The 19,317-nt window shown below is 62.3% G+C and carries 19 protein-coding genes and 1 tRNA gene; 9 read left to right on the top strand and 11 right to left on the bottom strand.

The window, feature by feature from the left end; translation table 11 throughout:
* Nucleotides 1-27: 27 nt before the first annotated feature.
* The 4 genes from ACCAA_RS11085 to ACCAA_RS11070 all read right to left on the bottom strand — a co-directional run bounded on the left by ACCAA_RS11085 (nt 28) and on the right by ACCAA_RS11070 (nt 2,798).
* Nucleotides 28-660 carry a flavin prenyltransferase UbiX gene (locus ACCAA_RS11085; RefSeq protein WP_186407304.1) on the bottom strand — a complete coding sequence of 211 codons (633 nt, stop codon included), beginning with the start codon at nt 658-660 and terminating at the stop codon, nt 28-30.
* Nucleotides 638-1,201: a Gx transporter family protein gene (locus ACCAA_RS11080; protein WP_186407303.1), complete on the bottom strand. Its 564-nt coding sequence runs from the start codon at nt 1,199-1,201 to the stop codon at nt 638-640. The genes ACCAA_RS11085 and ACCAA_RS11080 overlap by 23 nt, the downstream gene beginning before the upstream one ends.
* Nucleotides 1,202-1,217: 16 nt before the next feature.
* Nucleotides 1,218-1,745, bottom strand: a complete 528-nt coding sequence (locus ACCAA_RS11075) for a DUF3124 domain-containing protein (RefSeq protein WP_186407302.1) — start codon at nt 1,743-1,745, stop codon at nt 1,218-1,220.
* Nucleotides 1,746-2,288: 543 nt separating this feature from the next.
* Entirely contained in the window at nt 2,289-2,798 is a 510-nt protein-coding gene (locus ACCAA_RS11070) for a phasin family protein (protein WP_186407301.1), read from the bottom strand.
* A gap of 355 nt (nt 2,799-3,153) precedes the next feature.
* On the opposite strand from ACCAA_RS11070, the gene ACCAA_RS22475 reads away from it, so the two are divergent.
* Both ACCAA_RS22475 and ACCAA_RS11065 read left to right on the top strand, forming a co-directional pair.
* Nucleotides 3,154-3,279: a hypothetical protein gene (locus ACCAA_RS22475; protein WP_281193189.1), complete on the top strand. Its 126-nt coding sequence runs from the start codon at nt 3,154-3,156 to the stop codon at nt 3,277-3,279.
* A gap of 277 nt (nt 3,280-3,556) precedes the next feature.
* Nucleotides 3,557-4,633, top strand: coding sequence for an MFS transporter (locus ACCAA_RS11065; RefSeq protein ID WP_186407300.1), 1,077 nt, complete (start codon nt 3,557-3,559; stop codon nt 4,631-4,633).
* A 588-nt stretch (nt 4,634-5,221) separates the two neighbouring features.
* Here the strand turns inward: ACCAA_RS11065 and ACCAA_RS11060 are convergent.
* Nucleotides 5,222-5,779, bottom strand: a complete 558-nt coding sequence (locus ACCAA_RS11060) for a FlgO family outer membrane protein (RefSeq protein WP_342674052.1) — start codon at nt 5,777-5,779, stop codon at nt 5,222-5,224.
* Nucleotides 5,776-6,507, bottom strand: a complete 732-nt coding sequence (locus tag ACCAA_RS11055; protein ID WP_186407299.1) for a hypothetical protein — start codon at nt 6,505-6,507, stop codon at nt 5,776-5,778. Before ACCAA_RS11055 ends, ACCAA_RS11060 begins: the two co-directional genes overlap by 4 nt.
* Nucleotides 6,508-6,980: 473 nt before the next feature.
* Between ACCAA_RS11055 and ACCAA_RS11050 the strand changes: the two genes are divergently transcribed.
* Nucleotides 6,981-7,247 (top strand): BrnT family toxin, encoded by a 267-nt coding sequence (locus tag ACCAA_RS11050; protein ID WP_186407298.1) that lies wholly within the window; start codon nt 6,981-6,983, stop codon nt 7,245-7,247.
* The gene (locus ACCAA_RS11045) at nt 7,240-7,506 is read left to right on the top strand and encodes a BrnA antitoxin family protein (RefSeq protein WP_186407297.1); all 267 of its coding nucleotides are present in this window, start codon (nt 7,240-7,242) and stop codon (nt 7,504-7,506) included. The genes ACCAA_RS11050 and ACCAA_RS11045 overlap by 8 nt, the downstream gene beginning before the upstream one ends.
* Nucleotides 7,507-7,619: 113 nt before the next feature.
* Here the strand turns inward: ACCAA_RS11045 and ACCAA_RS11040 are convergent, their stop codons facing one another.
* The 3 genes from ACCAA_RS11040 to rnr form a co-directional block, all read right to left on the bottom strand.
* On the bottom strand, nt 7,620-10,457 hold the full coding sequence (locus ACCAA_RS11040; RefSeq protein WP_186407296.1) for an AMP-binding protein: 2,838 nt from the start codon (nt 10,455-10,457) through the stop codon (nt 7,620-7,622).
* A gap of 24 nt (nt 10,458-10,481) precedes the next feature.
* Nucleotides 10,482-11,153, bottom strand: a complete 672-nt coding sequence (bluB, locus tag ACCAA_RS11035) for a 5,6-dimethylbenzimidazole synthase (RefSeq protein ID WP_186407295.1) — start codon at nt 11,151-11,153, stop codon at nt 10,482-10,484.
* A gap of 146 nt (nt 11,154-11,299) precedes the next feature.
* Nucleotides 11,300-13,471 (bottom strand): ribonuclease R, encoded by a 2,172-nt coding sequence (rnr, locus tag ACCAA_RS11030; protein WP_186407294.1) that lies wholly within the window; start codon nt 13,469-13,471, stop codon nt 11,300-11,302.
* 39 nt (nt 13,472-13,510) lie between these two features.
* On the opposite strand from rnr, the gene ACCAA_RS11025 reads away from it, so the two are divergent.
* From ACCAA_RS11025 to ACCAA_RS11005, 5 genes are all read left to right on the top strand, one after another.
* Nucleotides 13,511-13,597: transfer RNA gene (locus ACCAA_RS11025), tRNA-Leu, on the top strand.
* A 280-nt stretch (nt 13,598-13,877) separates the two neighbouring features.
* A complete protein-coding gene (locus ACCAA_RS11020) occupies nt 13,878-15,431 on the top strand; it encodes an acyl-CoA carboxylase subunit beta (protein WP_186407293.1) in 1,554 nt (517 codons plus the stop codon).
* Nucleotides 15,432-15,455: 24 nt separating this feature from the next.
* Nucleotides 15,456-15,785: a hypothetical protein gene (locus tag ACCAA_RS11015; protein ID WP_186407292.1), complete on the top strand. Its 330-nt coding sequence runs from the start codon at nt 15,456-15,458 to the stop codon at nt 15,783-15,785.
* A 12-nt stretch (nt 15,786-15,797) separates the two neighbouring features.
* Entirely contained in the window at nt 15,798-16,205 is a 408-nt protein-coding gene (locus ACCAA_RS11010; RefSeq protein WP_186407291.1) for an acyl-CoA carboxylase biotin carboxyl carrier protein subunit, read from the top strand.
* A gap of 91 nt (nt 16,206-16,296) precedes the next feature.
* On the top strand, nt 16,297-17,502 hold the full coding sequence (locus ACCAA_RS11005; RefSeq protein WP_186407290.1) for a sodium ion-translocating decarboxylase subunit beta: 1,206 nt from the start codon (nt 16,297-16,299) through the stop codon (nt 17,500-17,502).
* 30 nt (nt 17,503-17,532) lie between these two features.
* Here ACCAA_RS11005 and phaR read toward each other — a convergent pair whose 3' ends face one another.
* Together phaR and phbB are read right to left on the bottom strand one after the other, a co-directional pair.
* Nucleotides 17,533-18,108 carry a polyhydroxyalkanoate synthesis repressor PhaR gene (gene phaR, locus ACCAA_RS11000; RefSeq protein ID WP_186407289.1) on the bottom strand — a complete coding sequence of 192 codons (576 nt, stop codon included), beginning with the start codon at nt 18,106-18,108 and terminating at the stop codon, nt 17,533-17,535.
* Between the two features lie 141 nt (nt 18,109-18,249).
* Entirely contained in the window at nt 18,250-18,993 is a 744-nt protein-coding gene (phbB, locus tag ACCAA_RS10995; RefSeq protein ID WP_186407288.1) for an acetoacetyl-CoA reductase, read from the bottom strand.
* Nucleotides 18,994-19,317: the final 324 nt, after the last annotated feature.

Genomic DNA, 19,317 nt, shown 5'->3' with positions numbered 1-19,317 from the left:
CGCCGGGAATCCCCGTTGCAAGCCAGCTCAACTGGCAGCGTCCTGATCTCCCCAGCGCTGCATCAGCGTATGGGGGATGTCCAGTTGATCGAGTATACGGGCCACGATGAAGTCAACCAGGTCGTCGACGCACTGCGGATGGTGATAAAAGCCTGGATTGGGCGGCAGAATCACGGCTCCTGCCCGCGCCAGACGCAACATGTTCTCGAGATGGATCGTCGACAGTGGCGTCTCGCGCGGCACGACGATCAGCTTGCGGCCTTCCTTGAGGACGACGTCGGCGGCACGCTCGATCAGCTTGCTGGCCAGTCCCTGCGCAATCGCCGCCAGGGTTCCCATCGAGCAGGGGCAGACGACCATCGCGTCCGGCGGGTTGGAGCCGCTGGCGACTGGTGCGAACCATTCCTCGCGGCCGTAGACCTCCAGCCGGCCGGGCAGGGCGAGGTAGCGCTGGTGCAGGATGGCCTGCGCCTCGCTGGCGCGTGCCGGCAGATCGAGCCCCATCTCCTGCCGGGCGACGACCTGCGCCACCTGCGAGTATAGGAGCTGAACCCGGCAGCCGGCGGCCAGCAGGCATTCGAGCAAGCGGATGCCGTAGGGCATACCGGAAGCGCCGGTGAAGGCCAGACAGATGGTTTCAGGCGTTTTCGACCTTGGCATTAGCGATCTTGTGGTCCTGGGCAGGTAGTTCTTCGAGCAGGCGCGCGGCGAGCAGACCATTGATGATACCGAAAACAAGCGCCGCCGCCGCGAAGAACGGCACCAGCAGAAAAAGGCCGTTATGCGGGATCAGCCACAGTCGCGCCAGCAAGAGTTGCCCGCCGATATGGGCAAAGGCGGCCAGAATGCTCCAGCTCACCGGCCCGAACCAGCGGCCGGGTAGTCGACAGGCGACGGCGAGTGTGAGCAGGCTGAATAGCGCGCCGATGAGGCTCATGAAGAAACCCGGCGCGAGAAAGTAGCCCAGTAGCAGGCCGCCGGCAAAGACCCGCAGGCCGCACACCCAGGCGGCGGCGACCCAGCCGTGGCGCGCCAGGACAATCAGCGTCACGATGTTGGCCAGTCCGGGTTTGACTCCGGGCAAGGGCAGTGGGATTGCCGCGTCGATCAGTGAGAGGCCGATCGCCGCCGCGGCAAGCTGCGCGATACGGTGGTCCTCGGGAGTCGTCGTCAGCCTGATCACGCGGTTGGTAACGGGCATCAGGGTTGGCGCCGAGTCAGGGTTCCGAAATGGCGCGGCTACGCGAAATGAAGGCGACTGAATAGCCGGCCTGAAACTTCGAATGCAGCGCCTCGATGGTCGGCGGCGAGACCAGCGTCGCGGCGTCCCACTTGATCGCATAATTCGCGCCGGAACCACCGGCGTTCTCGCGCAGTTCGACAAACAGTTCGAAGGTGCCGAAGGGCGGAATGACTCTCGGTATCGGCACCGAGTTCCGGATCAGGACGCCGTCGGTGTTGTAGTAGGGTGCGGCAACGACCCGGATCGAGTTGGTCGCGTCGGTATTGCGGACGCTGACCATCACCGCCATCAGCGTGCTCTCGGACCTGCCCGATGAGCCGACATTGCCGTGCCGAATCTCGGAGTAGATCGGCACGTATACCGTCTGCCCCTTGCTCGGCGGCACGAGTCCCTCAGCGAACGCCGACGTTATCGCGCCAGCGAGCGCCAGTGCGGCGACCAGTCGGCAACTGAACGCGGCAGCCAGGCGGCGGCGTTGGCAAGAGGTGCAGGCGGTGCTCATGGCAGGTTCCTTTTCTGGTGAGTGAGTAGCGACTGTCGTCGTCAAATGCGTAGGCGGTCAATGCCACAAGCGGTAGCTGTTCGTTCTTGGGCAGCTTGCGGATGATTCGAGTCGCCTGGAAACCGTCCAGCTTCGAGGAGTTCTTCGAGGTGGTCACGGTGGCGCCTGAGTTCAGTTTCAGCTTGTGTACGTTCAGTGACATCGACCAGAACAGTGTACACGCTCGGCTGGTCATCGGCGCACTGCGCAGCGCTGGCCGACCGGTGTGCCCGGAATGGCGTTCCGTCATGTCTTACCATGTTTTACCAGCCGCAGGTCGCACGCCGGCACCGGACTCGTCGCGAAAAGTCGTTTGCAGAGCAAGTAGAAGAGGTCAGCATCGTTCTTGAGGATGAAGGCGCTGAGCGGCTGCTTCATTCCTGGCGCGTCATGGGCAAGCTCTTCTGTCGTCGTTTCTCTGGCCCGTCCGTGGCCTGACGGCGTTTCGCAAAATACCACAAAAACCTCGAAAGACCCCCGTCTGGCGGGGACCCTGGGTTAGAACTAGGTTCTGAGCGGTGATGCAATCCCAATATTCTTCGACTGTGAGACCGCCTCGGTTGCGATTCGAGCTGTTGCGTCGCCGACTACTTTAATGTTGGCTGCTGTCATGTCGGTAATCTGCTGCGCAAAGCTCTTGAACTGTTCGAAGCCTTTGAGCCAGCCGGCGCTGGGCTTGGAGTCGTCGCCGTGCGGGGTGAAGTAGGAACTGACGAGCTTGGTGACTTCTTCCTGGGTTTCGGCGGCAATGTCCTGCACGCCCTTGAGATAAGCGAGCGCGTTATTGCTCGCTGTCCCGCTTGTACCGCCCGGCAGTTGCTGCCCTTTCTGCACGTCTTTGCGCTGCACCAGGTGGCCGAAGGCGGTGGTGCCGTCCTCCAACGCAACGCGAGTCGCATTCAGGTTCAGGGCGGCCAGGCGTTGGATGCTGGAAAATGCTATTTTCGACAGCGTCATGAAGGCATGGGTGTTGATCTCGGTAGAGTTGATCAGTTCTGGGCTTACAGCAAGCACGGTGTTGCTCCTCTTGAAATTGAAAACAGGAGTTCAGCGGTACGGGCATGCCAACCGTGGAAGCACGGTTCAGGCAATCACCCACCTTGAATTCCAGACGACAGCTTAGGCACAACATCGCGCCAACACTGTTGGCTGGAATACATAGCGCTTCTCGTTGCGTACTTTTTTCCGACTTGTCCACGGACGCCGGAGTTCGTTGCGCCAGCGCGCTTCGTGCCGGCATGCTCAGCATCGTTGCCAGGGACATTACCCAGGCACCTGGTTTTTATTTTCCGGCAAGCGGTTTCCACTTCCTGATCGGCCTATACTCGAATTACATCTGCGTTTGCAGGTGCTCACCAGGAGTACGGTCATGGGCAAGATCAGGCAAGGCAACAAGGAACAGAAGAAGCAACCGCTGCTGACCCCGAAGGAAAAGAAGTCGGCCAAGCAAGCCGAGAAACACGCCACCGACATGGCGCCGTTGCTTGGCCGCTGAGTAGGTATCCCTGGCGAGCAAAGCCGGGTGTCGTACCAGGCTTCTTGCCGGCTGACCGACGGTAGAAACAAGGTCCGGGGGGTGACCGGGCCTTTGATCGCCTAGTGGGGCAGGCCGCCGATCATCTGCTCCCGCCTTGCTCGCTGGCGTAGGGTGCGTGTCAGGCGTAGAAATGCAGCCGTCGGCCCGGCCAAGCCCGCCGCATGACCGACGATTCGATTACACTCCCGACCTCACGCACCCTTCGGTATTGCCACCGCGTCAGGCGCCTGCTTTCTTGATCACCATGCCCATCTGGGCCGTCCTGCGGCGCCTCTATCCGGTGCTCGCCTTTCTCGGCGGGTTCGCCTGGGATGCGTTGACGCTTGGCGAGCGAATCAGGGTCATCGACTTCTGGCGCCTGGGAGCTTTCCTGTTCGGCGCCGCGATACTGACCCTCTGGCTGGCCCGGCGGGAGGAGCTGGCCGTGGCGCCGCCGGCGGTCGACGAGTCCCTGCGCGGACGCGTCGTAGGGCTGGCCTGGCAAGCGCCCTATCTGCTACTGCAGTTCTTCTTCGGCGGCATCTTTTCGGCGCTCTTCATTCTCTACTTCAAGAGCTCCGGCCACATCGGCACCTGGCTGATGGCGGCGTTTCTGGGTGCGCTCCTGGTCGCCAACGAGTTTGTCGGCGATCGCTACGGCCGACGTTTCACCCTGACATGGGCATTGTTTGCGCTCAATGCGATCCTCCTGTTCAACTTCGTCCTGCCACATGCCCTGGGAAGCCTGTCGCCGCTGTGGTTCTATGTCTCCACCGCCGCCGGCGTCACGCTGACGCACGGCCTGCGCTGGCTTGCACCGGGTAGCCCGGGGCGCATTCTGCCTGCCTGGGGTCTGGCGGCGGTGTTGATACTGGCCTGGCTTCTCGACATGATCGCCCCGGTGCCCCTGGTCAAGCGCGACCTGGCGGCAGGACAGAATTTCGTGCAGCAGGCTGGCCAGTATGCGCTGCAGGTAGAGGCGGCCCCCTGGTGGCAGTTCTGGCGGGATCAGGCGGCCACCGTGCACGTGCCCGCCCGCGGGCGGCTGTACGGGGTGTCGGCGGTCTTTGCGCCGCTGGGGGTGACCGCGCTCCTCGAACACCGCTGGGAAGTCCACGAAGCCAACGGCTGGCGGCAGGTGTACCGGAGGCCTTTTCAGAGCACGGGCGGCCGTGATCGCGGCTTTCGCGGCTATTCATGGGTGCTCGATCCTCAACCCGGCGACTGGCGCTTCATCGTCGCGACCCAGGACGGCCGCACGATCGGTATTCTCCCGGTCAGGGTCGAGCGGGGAGTGCCGGCAAGCGACGACGCGCGCCTGCGGGAATTCTGACTGAACCGGCGCCTCCCACAGGATTGTCCAAGAAGCTACTATGAAATTCCCCCGCAGGAATTGACACATCTGCGTGAATGATTTCGTCATTTTTGGTTGTGGCCAACGGCCGCGCTAAGGAAGTCGCGCGAGATGGGGAATTCGCGGAGCATGCTCCGCGCCCATCGAGCGATTCCGGCGTGCAAGCCGGAATGCGCCCTGCAATGGAGGGAAACGGTCATGACTTTCATGATTTGGCGTGTCTTGAGAAGTCATGACCGTTTGGCGCTTGCCCCGCTGAGAGTTTGCTGATCCGGGCGCACTCTGGTCCATCCATTTCGGGGCCGGTGCGCCCTTTGATTTCCTTCCGCCCATGACTCAGGACCACCTCGTCGTCATCTTCGAATTCCCCGCAACTGCCTCTTCTACCTCAGCGCGCCACTCGATCTGTATGCGACGATCGCCGAAATACACCGTCCCGTCACGGAGATCGCTGAAACGCGATGCCTAATGCATGATTCAAGACCCCGTGTGTTTGTGACCCCGGGTGCGGAAAAAAGCCGCCCGAAGGCGGCTTGTTGCAAATCGAGGTTTGGTGTGGTCGGGAGGCTACCTGGTGCTACGCACGAGCATGCTGCGTATCTCGTTGTTGTAGGGCAGAACGTAATCGTAGGCGGCAACGACGATGTTGCTGCCGGGCTGGACGATCTTCATGTTGATGAAAACCACCGTGCCGCTGACACCATAGCTTCCAAGGATGACCGCCTGAGCTTTGTTCAGTCGGGCAACCTCACCTATTTCGCGGGTCAGGATGAGTTCGCCTTCACCTCGCTTCATGTAAACGGCACTGCGGAATTTCATCTCGACCATCGCCCAGCCACGCTGGGAAAATCGCGCCGAGACTTGCTCGGAGATTAGGCGCCCGAGCGTTGACGACTGGTCGAGCGCGTCGATATTGACCACGGTAGCGACGATCAGCGGGCCACCATCGGGAGATGCCCGGAATTGGCTGATCAGCGCATCTGCCGCCCGGTAATTGGTAGCAACAAAGGGACTGTTGGCCGCGGCTTCGTAGGTGATCTCCGGCACACGATTGGCGTCGGTCGCACAGCCGGACAGGAGACCGATAGACAGGGCACCAGCAAGCAGCAAAGGCTTGATCATCATTGACCTCCGGTGACCGCGATGCTGTAGAGCGCCGGCGGCTGAGGCTGGACGTACAGCAGAGCGTCTCCATCGGCGACGTAATAGACGTTTGTCGCGCGGCCGAGGTATTGGCCGCCGGCGCTGGCGGAGACGGTAACGATCACTTCAAGCTGCGGCGTGGGTCCGGACGCGAATTCGGAAGTCATCCAGCGCCAGGTGTCCAAGACGCCAAAAGCCAGTGCGCCGGCAGCGCCGGGAGAGGCATTCTCCCACACACCGGACAGGCCCCAGAGGCCTGCGTAGAGCACGGTTGCGCTGGCAAACTGCCCGTCCGGGCGTTTCGGCGAGAATTTCACCACCTGGATGTCAGTATCGATCTGGGTCGCGCCGGCGGGATTGCGGGCGACAGGCATGCCGGCATTGACCAGTGCAGTCACGAAAGCGGTGCGGAAGGCCTGCGCAAAAGCGGACTGATCAGCCGGCGGTTGCACGTAAACCCGTGTGCACTCGGGGGCTGGCGCGAGGCATCCACGGCCAGTCTTGAGCGAGGCGATCAGCGTCTCTGCAGCGCTGCCTGCGATGACGTTCCAGTGCGCCCCTGCCTGTAGCTTGGGCTGTTTGGTGGTCGCGAAGTTGGTCGCCAGTGGCGCCTCGCTATAGGGTGTGGCGCATGCGCTTAGTAGAGCGCTGATGCAAAGTACCCCTGTGGGCAAGGTGCGTCGAAAGGGCGTAGCGTGTGACGTGGACATGATCCCTCCTCGTTGTTGTTGGATACCTTGCGAGCATATCATACGACTGGCAGCCCTTGCAGTTCCCTTGATGACCCGCAAAGGCGAGGTGGTCACCTGCGTAGGGCTAAAGGCGAGGGCTAAAGCTCGTTGGGGTGAGGGACGCGAACCCACAGCATCGCCGCCGACCCCAGCGGCAACGCGATCGGGCCTTTCTCGGTCGGGCAGAGCGTGAAGCTCAGGACCCGCGTGCGCAATGGCAACGGTACCGTCACTGGCAGCGTGCGGACGCTGACGATCGCGTAGGCTTGCAGGGGCGCAGCATGCTGCGCCCCTACTGGATTGGCCGCGGCCGTGCCACGGATCCGGTCTGAACTCGAACAACGAAGGGACAGCGGCCGGCGACTTCGGTTACCTCCGATCCGATCAGCCCAGTAACCGATTCAGCAGTTCGTCGCGATTGACTATATGCATAATATACGCATAATACGCCGATGGACATTGAGTTCGACCCAGCCAAGGCCAAGTCCAATCTGGCCAAACACAAGGTCAGCTTCGCCCATGCCGAGCAAGCACTGCGTGACCCGATGGCTGTCACCATCGAAGATCCTGACGCAGAGGGAGAGCAGCGCTTCGTAACGCTGGGCATGGACGCACTCGGACGGGTCCTGGTCGTCGTCCATTCACCGCGCGAGAGCCGAACCCGGCTGATCTCTGCGCGTAAGGCCAGCAAAGGCGAAGCGGAGCAATACGATGCGTAAGGAATATGATTTCAGCAATGGCAAGCGGGGTGCGGTCATCCCCTCAACGGGGAAGACCCGCATCACGATCATGCTTGACGACGAAGTCATCGAGTTCTTTCGAGCGCGGGCAGAGGCGCTGGGTGCGGGATACCAGACAATGATCAACACGGCACTACGTGCTGTGGTGGACGATGCGGCGAGCAAGGAAGCCGAGGACAAGCCAATTACGGTGGCGACGCTGCGCAAAGTGCTGCGCGAAGAACTGAACACAGCATAGCGGTCGAGATTACCTTGACCAGCGCCAAGCCTATGCTGACCACACAGATCGCCACCTGTGCCAGCGACCAGGAGTAGTGCCTCGAAACAGGCCTCAGCGCCGCCTGATCGCCGTCACCGTTCCAGATCGTGTTCCCCGCAGAGTTGCAGCATCTCCCGGCGGGTGGCATCACGTAGCCGGACCGCCGCAGCCCAGTCGTCACCCTCCGGGACCAGTACTGCCCCGAGTTCGAAAGCCAAGTGCCCGTGTCTCGGCAGCCAGGTCTTGTCGCGCAGAACGCTGCGCGTCCCGCGCAGACCGCCGACCTGGATTGGCACTCCGGCGCGCGCTGCGGCGACGAAAGCGCCCATCCGGAAGGGTTTGAGGCCGGCTTCTCGCGAGAAGGTGCCCTCGGGGAAAATGGCCACGCGTTGACCTTGCCCGAGCGCGGCGACGATTTCGTCCACGTCTTCGGCGCTTCTCGATGCCTCGAAGCGTTCGACGAACAGCGTGCCGAGCGCGCGCAGGATGGCGTGCATCACCGGCTGCGCGACGAACTCGCGTTTGGCGACAAAGCAGTAGGCCTGCGTTGGCGGGAGCGTGGCGCACAGAGCCAGAGTATCGAGGTAGCTGCAGTGGTTGACCAGCAGCAGGTGCGGCGTCGTCGGCAGAGCCGTCAGGGGAGTGGGGCAGAGGCGCATGCCGGTCAGTGCCAGGAAGATTCGCGCCGCGTGATGGACGACGCAGCGGCCGATCGCTGGCGCGCGCAGCAGGACGACCAGTCCGGCAACCGGCACGCTGACGAGCAGGAAAACGGCCCAGCACCAGGTGCCGTAGATTCGTCTGGCGACCCGTTGCGCCGCCTCGGTCAGGCGCGCGCGCAGCGCGGCGGCGGCCAGGCGCAGCATCTGCTGCCGGGCAGGCAGCGCGCGTGCGCCGATCAGACCGCGCTCGAAAGCGTTGCGCGTGGCATTGCGACGGATCTTGCCGCTGGAAGTCTTGAGCACCGAATTGAGCGGTGCCAGAACGATCTCGTCGGCCGGCATGCCGACGGCCTCGACGGCGGCGGCGTTGATCTGCTGTCGCAGAGCCTCCCGCTGGTCCTCGTTTTCCACGCGCGTTTCGGCCATCACCACCAGCCGCTCGGTGGCCTTGACCGGGTCGCGGCTGGCGAACACGGCGACGCAGCCGCGGCGTACGCCGGGAATCTGGCCGACCGCCTGTTCGAGTTCGTAAGGATAGAGGTTACGCCCGCCGCGGATGATCAGATCCTTGACGCGGCCGGTCAGATAGATCTCACCGGCGACGGTATAGGCGAAATCGCCCGAGTCCAGCCATCCCTCCTGAAACAGGGCCTGTGTTGCTACCGGGTTGTGGTAGTAACCTGCGGTGGCCGAGGGGCCGCGAAACTGCAGGCGCCCGACGCGTCGGTCCGGCACTTCGCAGCCCTGCTCATCAACCAGGCGAATCTCGTGCCGCGGCAAGACGCGACCGCAGGCGGGAACGGACACCGCATCCGCTTCATCGCCGGCAGCGGGCAGCGCGCATTTGCGGTCAACCAGGGCTGCCCTCTGGATGCGGTCGATGCGCGGGCCACGCCGAAGTGGCGGGAAGGCCAGGCCGACCGAGCACTCGGCCAGGCCATAGACCGGCGTCATCGCCTCGGTGTGCAGGCCGTAGGGCGCGAAGCGCTCGGCGAAGGCTTGCAGCGTTGCCGGACTCACCGGTTCGGCGCCGTTCAGCGCCAGGCGCCAGGAAGACAGGTCGAGCCCCTGCAGGTCGGCGTCGGCGAGCTTCCTGGCGCACAGGTCATAGGCGAAGTTGGGCGCCGGCGAGAGCGTGCCGCGATGATGCGAGATGGCGCGCAGCCAGCGCGCCGGTCGCGCGAGAAAGTCAAGCGGCGACATCAGCACTAGTCGCATGCCGAAGTAAAGCGACCCGAACCAGGCGCCGATCAGTCCCATGTCGTGATAGAGCGGCAGCCATGAGACGAAGACATCGTCGCTGGTCACCTCGATGGCCTCGCCCATGGCGCGCAGGTTGGCGAGCAGATTGGCGTGGCTGAGCACCACGCCCTTCGGGTCGCCGGTGCTGCCTGAGGTGTATTGCAGGAAAGCGATGTCGTCGGCGGCTGCTCGGTAGAGCAGGGTCATCGCTTCGCCATCGAGCTCTTCCGGGGTGACGACATCGCTCAGCGCCGGTGCCTCGGCACGCAGCAAGGCGGCAACTCCTTTCGCTTGCGGCACGGTGATGATGAACACCGCTTCGGCGTTGGCCAGGATGCGCGCGTGCCGGCGCAAGTGGTCTTCGAGTTGCGCCAGTCGGGCGGGCGGATAGATCGGCACGGGAATGCCGCCAGCGAGCATCACGCCGAAAAAGCTGGTCAGATAGTCGCTCCCGGTGGGCAGCATCAGGGCGACCGCTTGCCGCGGTCGCAGGCCACGCGCCACCAGTCCCGTGGCGACGCGGCGCGACCGTGCGAGCAAGTCGGCGTAGGTGATCGCCACGGCCCGAAACGCGCCCTGCTCGCCGCCCGCATTGCCGTAGAGCAGCACGTGCGTGCGCTGGGCATGGTGTTCGGCATGCCATTCGAGGACTTCGACGAGCGTCGCCGCCTGGCTAGGAAAGCTGGTCAGCACGGCGGGAGAAGCCAACTCGACGGGCGCCGCCGGGAAATCCTCCAGCCCGGCAGCCTGGGCGATGAAACGCAGCAGGTCGCGCGGCGTTTCGGCCTCGGCGAGCGCGGCGTTGGGCAGCGAAGTACCAAACTCGCTGCCCACACGCAGCAGGAGTTCGACGCGTGCCAGGCTGTCCAGGCTCAGATCCCGCTCGAGATGGCTGGCCAGGCTCACCCGACCCGCGCGTCCCGGCCGGGTCTCCTCGACCATTGCCGTGACCACCCGCAGCAATCTTACCGCGACTTCCGGCGAGGTTTCCTCGCCTGCTGCCTGCCTCGCCTCTCCTGTCATCATACCAAGGTTCTTTCGCCGCCGAGGTCAGTAAGCGGTTGGCGTCCCCACGGCGCCCGCCCGCCAGCGATCCTCGAAGAGAACTTCGTGCATCGGCAAGCGATGGCCCCAGCCCTGCGATTCGAGGACCGGAGCGGCCGGAAACTCGGCGACCGGACCGAGGCAGAGAATGGCTATTGCGCGGCTGCCAGGCGGCATCTCCAGCAAGACGCCGACCGCATCGGGGTCGAAGAACGACACCCAGCCGAGACCAATGCCCTCGGCGCGGGCCAGCAGCCACATATTCTGGATCGCGCAGGCGGTTGACGCCAGATCCATTTCAGGCAGCGTCCGGCGGCCGAAGATGTGCGCTTCGCGGCCCGGCATCAGCGCCACCACCAGCACTTCGGCGGCCTCGCGAATGCCGTCGATCTTCAGTTTGAGGAAGTCTGCCGCGCGTGTTGGCAGGCTGGCGGCGGTTGCCTCCCGCTCACTATCGACGAGACGCCACAAGGACTCGCGCGTTTCGCTGCTGACGACGCGTATGAAGCGCCACGGCTGCATGTAGCCCACCGACGGGCCGAGATGGGCCGCGTCGAGCAGGCGGCCAAGCAGGCCGGCGGGCAGTTGTCCGGGAACGAAGTGCCGAATATCGCGCCGCTCGCGGATCACCCGCTCGATAACGGCAATGTCCGCCGACGTATAGCGATGATCACTCATGATGCATTGTGCATTCTGGTTGCTCCGCCAATTGCGGAGTGTGGAGGGTGTCGGTCGTGAGTGCCGAAGCTTACCAGAGGAAAGTCACTGTGGCGTAACGCATCGCTTGACCGGCGCGACTGCTCGACGTGCAGCCGCGTCCCGGTTTACGTCGATTCGGCGGGGACGAAGTCGATTCGTCCGGTTTCGAGATCCGCCTTGACCAGTTTCACGTTCAGGCGGTCGCCGAGGCGGAAGCGTTTGGCGCTCCGCTCGCCCAGCATCTGGTGCTTGACGCCGTCGTACTTGAAATAGTCTTCGCCGAGTTCCGAGACATGCACCAGACCCTCGACATAGACGTCGTCGAGCGCGACAAAGACGCCAAAGGGGACCACTGCCGCAATCGTGCCGGCAAACTCCTCGCCGATTCGGTCGCGCATGTAGTAACACTTCAGCCAGTTGGTCACGTCGCGCGTCGCCTCGTCGGCACGTCGTTCGGTCATCGAGCAGTGCAGGCCGATATCGTCCCATTGGCCTGGCGAGTAGCGGCTCGCGGTCAGCAGCGCCTTGATCGAGCGATGGACCAGGAGGTCGGGGTAGCGTCGTATTGGCGAGGTGAAGTGCGTGTAATGTTCATACGAGAGTCCGAAATGGCCGACGTTATCCGGGCTGTACACCGCCTGGCGCAGTGAGCGAAGCATCACCGTCTGCAGCAACTGGGCATCCGGGCGGTCCTTGATGCTGTCCAGCAAAGCGGCATAGTCGCTCGCCGTCGGGTCGTCACCGCCGCCCATGCCCAGGCCGAACTCCTTGAGGAAGTTGCGCAGGGCATCGAGCTTCTCCAGCGTCGGGCCTTCGTGAATCCGGAACAGGCACGGCTGCCGATTCGCCTGGAGAAACGCCGAGGCGCACACATTGGCGGCCAGCATGCACTCCTCGATCAGGCGGTGCGCGTCGTTGCGGTAGGTGGGGACGATCTTCTCGATCTTGCCCTGTTCGTTGAACACCATCATCGTCTCGATCGTTTCGAAATCGATGGCGCCGCGCTTGTCGCGCGCCTGGCTCAAGACCTGAAAGAGGGCGTAGAGCGTCTTCAGGTGCGGCTGCAGGCGGAGGTCCCGATCATTGTCCGGCTGCGCCGTGCCGGCGAGCCAGTTCCAGACCTGATCGTAGGTCAGACGCGCCTGCGAGCGGAAGACCGCCTGATAGAAACGGTAATCGGTGACTTCGCCGCTCTGATCGATGTCCATGTCGCAGACCATGGCCAGGCGATCGACGTCGGGATTCAGCGAACACAGGCCGTTGGAGAGCTTTTCCGGCAACATGGGAATGACCCGGCGCGGGAAATAGATCGAGTTGCCGCGCTCGCCTGCCTCGCGATCGAGTGCGCTTCCCGGCTGCACATAGTGACTGACGTCGGCAATCGCCACCACCAGTCGCCAGCCACGCCCCTTTTTCTCGGCGAAAACCGCGTCATCGAAGTCTCTCGCCGTTTCGCCGTCGATGGTCACCAGTGGCAGGCCCCGCAAGTCGGTGCGGCCTTCCCATTCGGACGGCGCCAGCGTGTCGGGCAGCGCTGCGGCTTCGGCCAGCGCGGCGGACGAGAACTCGAAAGGCAGTTCGTGCTTGCGCAGCGCGATCTCGATTTCCATGCCGGGGTCAGCGTAATTGCCGAGCACCTCGACGATGCGGCCGATCGGCTTCGCATGCCGGTCCGGCTGCTCGATGATCTCGACCATCACCACCTCACCTGACCTGGCATGGCTGGTGCCGTCCGGGGCCACCAGGATATCCTGATTGATGCGCCGGTTCTCGGGTACGACCAGGGTAATGCCATGTTCGACCAGGACGCGGCCGACGACCCTGCTGTTGGCCCGTTCGAGAACTTCGACGATGACCGCCTCACGACGCCCCCGGCGGTCGATTCCGACGACGCGTACCAGGGCACGGTCACGATGCAGGACCTTGGACATCTGCCGGGCTTCGAGAAACAGATCGTCGCTGCCGTCATCGGCTACCAGGAAGCCATAGCCATCGGGGTGCCCCTCGACCCGCCCGGCAATCAGGCTGGCGCGTTCGGGCAGAATGTACGAGTCTTTGCGCGTGCGCAGCAACTGGGCTTCACGTTCCATTGCCCGCAGGCGGCGCTGAAAAGCGTCCAACTCGGGCTTCTGGATGTCCAGCAGGCTAGCCAGGGCGTCGAAGCTGACCGGCTTGCCCTGCTCCTCCAGGGTTTGCAGGATGTATTCGCGCGACGGCAGCGGCTGTTCGTATCTCTTCAATTCACGCTCAAGACAGGGGTCGCGGCGTCTGACGGCCGATAGCTTATTTATTGACATTTCTTCATGTTCCTATAGAATTCGGCCTTCGCTGGAAATGCCCAGGTGGCGAAATTGGTAGACGCGCTAGGTTCAGGTCCTAGTGGTGGCAACACCGTGGAGGTTCGATTCCTCTCTTGGGCACCAGATAAAAACAAGCGCCAAGATAAGCCCTCATCCTTGAGGGCTTTTTCTTTTTGTGCATGGCACGTGCTCACTCAGTATGCGCAAGTCGGCGCGCCCCAAATCTGCGTCGGCGAAGCCCGATAAGCGCGCATTGTACGCCTACAGCGCTGCCAAATAAATTTCTCAACGGAGTAGCCAACACCCCAGAAAATATGGATACTACGCTGCCGGAAGGTCGCCAGCCGCCCGCTGCGACGATAATGAGAATTAGTTCAACCAAAGCCACCTGTCAGGAATCCAGATGACGATACGACCGGAATTGATCGACAAGCTGCGCGCCAAGCGCGCGAAGCTGACTGAAAACGTCAGTCCAGAGAAGCTGGAGGCGCTGCACGCCAAGGGCCTGTTGTCGGCTCGAGAGCGACTCGACACGCTGTTCGAGGAGGGTACCTTTCAGGAGCTCGGGCTGCATGCCTCACACAGTGCGACCTCGTTCGGCATGGCCGGGCGCTCGCTGCCCGCTGACGGCGTGATCGTCGGCAATGGCTACGTGGGAAACACTCAGGTGGCCTCTTTCAGCCAGGATTTCAGCGTTCTCGCCGGCACGCTGGGCAAGATGCAGGCTCGGAAGATCGCGCGGATCATGCGCCACGCGCTCAAGATCGGCGTACCGCTGGTGGCCTTCAAGGATTCGGGTGGCGCGCGCATTCAGGAAGGAGTCGACGCGCTCTCCGGCTACGGCGACGTCTTCTACGCTAATGTCCTGCTCTCGGGTGTGGTCCCGCAGATCGCCGTGATCTGTGGTCCCTGTGCGGGCGGTGCTGCCTACTCGCCGGCGCTGATGGACTTCGTGATCATGACGCGCCATAACGCGCACATGTTCCTGACCGGCCCGGAGGTAATCAAGGCGGTGACCGGTCGCGCGACGACGATGGCGGAAGTCGGCGGTGCCGAGATGCATTCGACGGTCAGCGGCAACGCGCACTTCGTGGCCGAAGATGACCAGCAAGCGATTGGGCTGGTCAAGCAACTCCTGTCTTATCTGCCGGCCAACAATACCGAGGATCCGCCGCACAATCTCGCCGTCCCGATCGAGGAAATGGAAGACCCGGGAATCAACGACTGTATTCCCGACAGCCCATCCGAGCCGCTCGACATGTACGCCGTCATTCGTCGGCTGGTAGACCATGGCGAACTGCTTGAGGTACATGCCGGCTTTGCGCGCAACGTAATCGTCGGCTTTGCCCGCATCAGCGGTGTCGTCGTCGGCATCGTCGCCAACCAGCCGATGGTGATGGCTGGCGCGCTCGACCTCAATGCAGCCGACAAGGTGGCCCGCTTCGTACGGACGTGCAATATCTTCAACGTCCCGGTGGTCACTCTGGTCGATGTGCCGGGTTTCCTGCCCGGGGTCGAGCAGGAACGCAGCGGCATCATTCGCCATGGCGCGAAAATGCTCTTTGCTTACGGCTCGTGCACCGCACCGAAGATCACAGTCATCCTGCGCAAGGCCTATGGTGGCTCGTATCTCGCCATGTGCAGCCAGGAAATGGGCGCCGACATGGTCTACGCCTGGCCAACCGCCGAAATCGCGGTCATGGGCGCCGAGGCTGCCGTCAAGATCCTCTATCGCAAGGAACTCGAACAGGCCGAGGATCGCCAGGCCAAGGCCGCGGAACTGGCGCAGAAGTATCGTGACGAGTTCGCGTCGCCTTATGTGTCGGCGAGCAATTTCTACATTACCGACGTCATCGAACCGCAGGACACGCGCTGGACGGTCGCCCTCGCGCTGCGCAAGGTCCTCGACAAGCGTGAGCTCAGGCCGGCGAAGAAGCACGGCAACATCCCCATGTAATCAGCAACGGAAGGAACATATCCCATGGTGACTGACGCCATTTTCATGTCGCTGAAAGTCTACGGCATTGCCATCGTCATCTCGGTGCTGGTCGCTGTGCTGATCAAGGTGATGGTCTCGGCGACCGGCCGGATGGAGAAGACTAAACCGCTCGATATGCCGACCGGAACGGTCTGCCCGATTGGCCCCGGAGTTCCCGATGAGGACGTTGCCGCGCTGTCGGCGGCGATTTACGCCGCCATCGGGGCGCACCACATCCTGCACATTGCACCAACCAGTCATGGCTGGGCAGCCGGCGCTCGCGCCTCCCAGCATTCCCATACGCCGGGGCCCACGGGCCGAGGCCCCAGATAAAAGGAGCAACAGATGCCCAGACAATTCAAGGTTACAGTGAACGGACGCGAGTACGACGTCAGCGTTCTCGAACTCACGGCCGGACAGGCGGCGCAATTCCCCACCCCCACTGCGGCCATGGCGGTGGCTAGCGCGGGTAGCGCGACCAGTGCCGCCCCGGCGGCAGCCGCCGCTGCACCGCGACCCGCCGCTGCGGCGGCGGCCGGAGCCGGTGACGAGCTTGCCGGGATGGGTGGCGTCGTCGTCGAGGTGTGCGTCAAGGTCGGCCAGGCGGTAGCGGTCGGCGATCGCCTCCTGGTCCTCGAAGCCATGAAGATGAAAAGCCCGGTCATGGCCACTCGCGCCGGCCAGGTGACGCGTGTGCTGGTGGCCCCTGGAGATCCGGTCGAGGGTGGTCAGCCACTGGTGACCATCGCTTGAGCTGGGCCAACAGGCGGGAGCTTGCTCCTGTCGTCTGCAATTCGATGCGCCGGCGAATGAACATGCTCGCCTGGCGCGAGGACTGAAGCGTATGGAAGGCATTCATTTTCTCGATCTGTTCCAGGGTATCGCCACGCTGGTGGCCTCGGAGCCGAAGATCATGTTCGGGCGCATCTTCCTGATGTTGCTCGGTTTCCTACTGATTTATCTGGGCTCCAAGAACGTCCTTGAACCCTTGCTGATGATCCCCATGGGGCTGGGCATGTCGTCGGTCAACGCCGGCGTGATGTTCCTCGACGGCAAGAAGATGGGGACGCTGTTCGTCGATCCCTTGATCTCCGATCCGATCGCGCTGATGAACATCATGCAGATCGACTGGCTGCAACCGATCTACACGCTGACCTTCAGTAACGGTTTGATCGCCTGTCTGGTGTTCATGGGCATCGGCGTCCTGCTCGACGTGGGTTACGTAATGGCGCGACCCTTTCAGAGCATGTTCATCGCGCTGTTTGCCGAACTGGGGACCATCGCCGTTTTCCCGATCGCCATCTGGCTGGATTTCAATCCGGGCCAGGCTGCCGCGGTCGCCACCATCGGCGGCGCTGACGGGCCGATGGTGCTGTTTACCTCGTTGGTGCTGGCCAGGGATCTGTTCGTGCCGATCACCGTCGTCGGCTATCTCTATCTCGGCCTGACCTATGGGGCTTATCCCTATCTAATCAAATGGCTGATACCCAAACATATTCGCGGGATCAGCATGATCGCCGATCGCGGCCCGAAGATCAGCCGATCGCAGAAGCTCACTTTCGCGGTGGTCGCCTGTACGCTGCTGTGCCTGCTCTTTCCGGTCGCTGCCCCGCTGTTCTTCTCGCTCTTTCTCGGTGTTGCGGTGCGTGAAAGTGGCATCGACGCCTTTACCAAACTTCTTGGCGACGTCTTCCTCTATGCCGCCACCTTCTTTCTCGGGCTGACGCTGGGCATTCTCTGCGAAGCCAATACCTTGCTCGATCCGACGGTATTGAAGCTGCTCCTGCTGGGAATGCTGGCCCTGACGATTTCTGCCTTGGGCGGTATATTGGGAGGTTACATTCTCTATTTCTGGACCGGTGGCAAATACAATCCGATGATCGGCATCGCGGGGGTCAGTTGCGTACCGACCACTGCCAAGGTCGTCCAGAAGATCGCCAGCGAGGCCAATGCCGGAGCGATCATCCTGCCACAGGCGCTGGGGGCCAACATCAGTGGTGTGATCACCTCGGCGATCATTGCGGCCACTTTTATAGCGCTGCTCCGCTAGCCCCGGAGGGGGGGCTACGTGTGGCCCCCCCTACTTCTCGGCATCTTTGGGCGGCTTGACCGGATCGGTGGGAAAGCCGGGGATCTGGATGGTGGTGAACAAGGTGCGGGTCTGTGTTTTCAGTTGGTCCTGCATCTGGTGCAGCATCTTCTTGCTGTGCTCCATATAGGTGCTCATCATTGTCTGCATCGCCGGTCCCTGGAAATTCATGAACTGGGACCACATGTCGTTCTGCGCCTGACTGCTGCTTTCTCCGTAGAGCAGTTGCGACTGATCCTGCAACTTCTTCTGGAAGTCGACAAACGACTTGATGTTGGTCTCCAGATACTTCCCGAGCATTCCTTGCATGGCGTGACCATAGAAGCGGATCATCTGCGCCAGCAGGTCGGTGGTAAACAGCGGCACGCCGGCCGCTTCCTCCTCGAGGATGATCTGCAAAAGGATCGCGCGGGTGATGTCCTCGCCGGTCTTGGCGTCCAGCACGTTGAAGTTTTCGCGCGCAAGGACGAGATCCTTGACATCGCTCAGGGTGATGTAGGCGCTGGTCTTGGTGTCGTAAAGACGACGATTCGGGTATTTCTTGATCAGTCGCAGCGGCTCGGGCATGACGACCATTCCTCCATTTACGGATGACTCGACGAGATCTCTTTGGTGTTGATTGGTGCGGTGCAGCACAATTATACTCCAGCAAAAAAAAACAGGCCCCTACTGGAGCCTGTCCGGACTGCCCTGAAACGAAAAATACGCTTATTGATAGTACAGGCCACCGCAGATGTTCATCGTCGAACCGGTCATGAAGCCGGCAATGTCCGAAGCGAGATACACGCAGGCACCACCGATCTCTTCGGGCTTGGCCAGACGCTTCATCGGGACGGTGTCCACGATGCCCTGCAGGATTTCCGGCTTGATCGCCATGACCATCGGCGTAGCGACATAGCCGGGGCAGATGGCGTTGACTGTCACGTTCTTGGCGGCCAGTTCGGCGGCTAGAGCCTTGGTGAAACCAATGACCCCCGCCTTGGCGGCCGAGTAGTTGGTCTGGCCAGCCTGACCCCTGAGGCCATTGACCGACGAGATGTTGATGATCCGGCCCCAGCCGCGCTCGGCCATCTTCGCCGAGACTTGCTTGGTCATGTTGAAAAGGCTGCCCAGGTTGGTTGAAATCACGGCATTCCACTGCGCCAGTTCCATCCGTCCGAACATCTTGTCACGGGTGATGCCGGCGTTGTTGACCAGAATATCGATCGGACCGGTCTTGGCTTCGGCTTCTGCGACGAGGGCGACGCAGGCATCGTAGTCGGAAACGTCGCCGGCAACACAGACGAAGTCGTTGAAACCCGCTTCTGCCATCGCTTTTGTCCACTCGTCCGGTTTGTCGAACTCCGGATGGTAGGCAGCAATTACCTTGTGACCGGCCTTGGCCAGTTCCTGGCAAATGGCGGTACCGATCCCACCCATAGCACCTGTAACCAGAGCAACACGTTGTGTCATAGATCTTTCCTTTCCCCGTTGACGATTGAAACAATTTGGCGGCCATGCACCGCCACGATTACAACATCTCAACATTTGCTGAGCACGCCGACTCGCGATTCTGCATTGCAGCATCTGCGCTGTCAATGTAAAAGTGTGTGACAGGCGGGCCGAGGGTCGATCGTGCGCACCGGAAGAGGGCGGTCGCCACCGAATTGCCTTGCCGGCGAAATCATTGAGCGCCAGCGCAACAGAAAAATGCGAGATCTCAAGTTCGTCGTCCGTGGTGTCTCCTCCGAGCCCGTCGACGCAGAAACCTGTGGTGTGGCCCCGTGGCTGCGCGCG

The sequence above is a fragment of the Candidatus Accumulibacter aalborgensis genome, assembly GCF_900089955.1.
Lineage (GTDB): Bacteria > Pseudomonadota > Gammaproteobacteria > Burkholderiales > Rhodocyclaceae > Accumulibacter > Accumulibacter aalborgensis.
The sequence above is the reverse complement of the archived record's forward strand: the minus strand, read 5'-3'. Positions and strand labels throughout refer to the sequence as shown.